At 67.4% G+C, this 2,832-nt stretch carries 4 protein-coding genes and 1 pseudogene; all 5 read left to right on the top strand.

Annotated features, from left to right (window positions below; translation table 11 throughout):
* Nucleotides 1-766 (top strand): exodeoxyribonuclease III (gene xth / locus WC493_RS23065; RefSeq protein WP_373068959.1); only part of this gene is annotated, 766 nt, incomplete at its 5' end.
* A gap of 1 nt (nucleotide 767) precedes the next feature.
* Complete coding sequence (locus WC493_RS23060) at nucleotides 768-1,220, top strand: GFA family protein (RefSeq protein WP_373068957.1); 453 nt, start codon at nucleotides 768-770, stop codon at nucleotides 1,218-1,220.
* A 138-nt stretch (nucleotides 1,221-1,358) separates the two neighbouring features.
* Entirely contained in the window at nucleotides 1,359-1,856 is a 498-nt protein-coding gene (locus tag WC493_RS23055) for a MarR family winged helix-turn-helix transcriptional regulator (RefSeq protein ID WP_373068955.1), read from the top strand.
* Between the two features lie 14 nt (nucleotides 1,857-1,870).
* Complete coding sequence (locus WC493_RS23050) at nucleotides 1,871-2,554, top strand: response regulator (protein WP_373068961.1); 684 nt, start codon at nucleotides 1,871-1,873, stop codon at nucleotides 2,552-2,554.
* Nucleotides 2,542-2,832, top strand: a pseudogene (locus tag WC493_RS23045) (hypothetical protein); the annotation flags it as partial. The gene WC493_RS23050 and the pseudogene WC493_RS23045, both read left to right, overlap by 13 nt.

Raw genomic sequence — 2,832 nt, 5'->3', positions numbered from 1 at the left:
GCGGATCGCCAGCTTCAACGTCAACTCGGTCAAGGCGAGGATGGCCAATCTGGTCGACTGGCTGCGCGAAGCCGGGCCGGACGTCGTCTGTCTTCAGGAATTGAAGACCCTCGAAATGCCGACCGAGGAGGTCGAGGACGCGGGTTACAACGTCCGCTACGTCGGTCAGAAGAGCTATAACGGCGTCGCCATCCTGGCGAAGGACAGCATCGAGATCGAGGAACAGCGCCTCCCCGGCGAGGAGGAGGACGAGCAGGCGCGCTATCTGCAGGCGCTGATCGGCGGCCGCCTGCGCGTCGCCTCGATCTATCTGCCCAACGGCAATCCGATCGACACCGAGAAATTTCCCTACAAGCTGCGCTGGATGGCGCGGCTGCGCGATCAGGCCGCGAACCTGCTCGCGCTCGAGGAGCCGCTGGTGCTGGCGGGGGACTACAACGTCTGCCCGACCGACGGCGACTGCTACGACCCCGCCGCCTTCCGCGACGATGCCCTGTGCCAGCCGGAAAGCCGCTCGGCCTTCCGCCGCCTGCTCAACCTCGGCTATACCGATGCCTTGATGGCGATCGACCCCGGGCCCCGGCGCTATACCTATTGGGATTATCAGGGCCGGGCCTTCGAGCGGAACAACGGCCTGCGCATCGACCATCTGCTGCTCTCGCCGCAAGCCGCGGACAAGCTGCTCGACGCCGGGGTCGACCGCGCCCCGCGCGAAAAGGAAAAGCCGTCGGACCACACGCCGGTCTGGTGCGAGCTGGATATCTGACATGAGCGACGCGCCTGCCCGGCCGGTGACCGCCGGGGACCCGCTGACCGGCTCCTGCCTGTGCGGGGCGGTGCGTTACCGGATCACGGCGGCGCCCACCTCCGTCAGCCATTGCCATTGCACCCTGTGCCGCAAGGCTTCGGGCGCCGGCTTCGTCACCTGGGCGACGGTGCCGCGCGCCGCCTTCGCGCTCGAAGGCCGGGTGACCGAATATGCCTGGTCGCCGCGCTCGCGCCGGCAGTTCTGCACCCGCTGCGGCAGCCAGCTCACCTTCCGCTTCGTCGAACTGGCGGAGGAAATCGACTTCACCTGCGCGACGCTGGACGAACCGTCGCGAATCTCGCCCGAATATCACACCTGGGTGTCCAAGCAGCTGCCCTGGATCGTGCTGGGCGAGGACCACATCCCCCATTACGCCGAATGGGGAGTCGATTCGGTGCCGGACGGCGCCTAGCGGACGGCCGGCCGAAAATTTCGCCCCCTCTCCATCGCGTTTTATGTCAGAATAGCTGACATATAATTCGAAGCATCTTGCGCATTCCCGGCGACAGGGCAGGATGCTGGGCACCCTTTGTCGAAGATCGCGACTCCCATGAACAGCCAGCAGCAAGCGCGCCCCAACCCCCTGTTCCTGCGCGACGAGGAAATCCGCCAGGGGATCGAGCTGCTGTTCTTCGCCTATCGCGATTTCACCTCGGACGCCGACGCGATCCTGTCGCGCCACGGCATGGGCCGGGCCCATCACCGGGTGGTCCATTTCGTCGGCCGCCGCCCGGGCATGACGGTGAACGAATTGCTGGGCATCCTGCGCATCACCAAGCAGAGCCTGTCCCGCGTGCTGTCGCAACTGATCGAGGAAGGCCTCGTCGTGCAGACGCAAGGCACGCGCGACCGGCGCCAGCGCCTGCTGTCCCTGACCGACAAGGGCACCGAGCTGGAGCGGCAATTGTCCGGCCTCCAGCGCGCCCGGGTCACCAAGGCCTATCGCGAAGCCGGGGCCGAGGCGGTCGCCGGTTTCCGCAAGGTGCTGATCGGTCTCATCGACGAGGCCGGGCGCGAAACCATCCTCGCCTCGGTCGACAAGGACTGACCGCTGTGAGCGACATCGCCCCCGCCCATCTCCTCGTCGTCGACGACGACGCCCGGCTGCGCGCCCTGCTGGCGAAATATCTCGGCGATCAGGGTTTCCGCGTCTCGACCGCCGGCGATGCCGAGGAGGCGAGCCGCCAGGTCGAGGCCATCGCCTTCGATCTCGTCATCCTCGACGTCATGATGCCGGGCGAAGACGGTATTTCCCTGACCCGCCGCCTGCGCGAGGACGCCGACCTGCCCGTCCTGCTGCTGACCGCGCGGGGGCAGCCCGACGACCGCATCGCCGGGCTCGAGGCCGGGGCCGACGATTACCTGCCGAAGCCCTTCGAGCCGCGGGAGCTGGTGCTGCGCATCCAGGCGATCCTGCGCCGCCACGCGCCGCCGCCACCGGCCCCCGGATCGTCCGAGGTGATCAATCTCGGCGCCTGGCGCCTCGACCTCAACCGCGGGCAGTTGCAGCGGGGCAGCGAGACCGTGCGCCTGACCTCGGGCGAATTGAAGCTGATCCGCCTCCTTGCCGAGAAGCCGGGCCAGCCGATCAGCCGCGAGGAGCTGGCCGTCGCCACCGGCCAGACCCAGGAGCGCACCATCGACGTGCAGGTAACGCGCCTGCGCCGCAAGATCGAGGACGACCCCAAGGCGCCGAACCACCTGCAGACCGTGCGCGGCAAGGGTTATGTGCTGTGGCTGAACTGATCCGGCGGCCCGACCCGATCGACCGCGTCGGGCGCTTCATCCGCCAGATCCTGCCCAAGAATCTGTTCGCCCGCGCCCTCATCATCATCGTCGCCCCGGTGCTCCTGTCGCAGTCGATCCTGTCGTTCATCTTCGTGGACCGGCATTGGGAACTGGTGACCCGGCGCTTCTGCAACGCCGTCGCGGGCGATATTTCCTATGTCATCGCCGAACTCGACATCGCCCCCGGCGCCGACAACGAGCGCATGTTCGTCCGTACCCGCCAGTCGATGCAGCTC

The sequence above is a fragment of the Zavarzinia sp. genome, assembly GCF_041650655.1.
GTDB lineage: Bacteria > Pseudomonadota > Alphaproteobacteria > Zavarziniales > Zavarziniaceae > Zavarzinia.
The sequence above is the reverse complement of the archived record's forward strand: the minus strand, read 5'-3'. Positions and strand labels throughout refer to the sequence as shown.

Coding starts and splice junctions, on each gene's coding strand:
- WC493_RS23060 (WP_373068957.1), top strand. CDS start 768: ATGAGCGACGCGCCTGCCCGGCCGGTGACCGCCGGGGACCCGCTGACC.
- WC493_RS23055 (WP_373068955.1), top strand. CDS start 1,359: ATGAACAGCCAGCAGCAAGCGCGCCCCAACCCCCTGTTCCTGCGCGAC.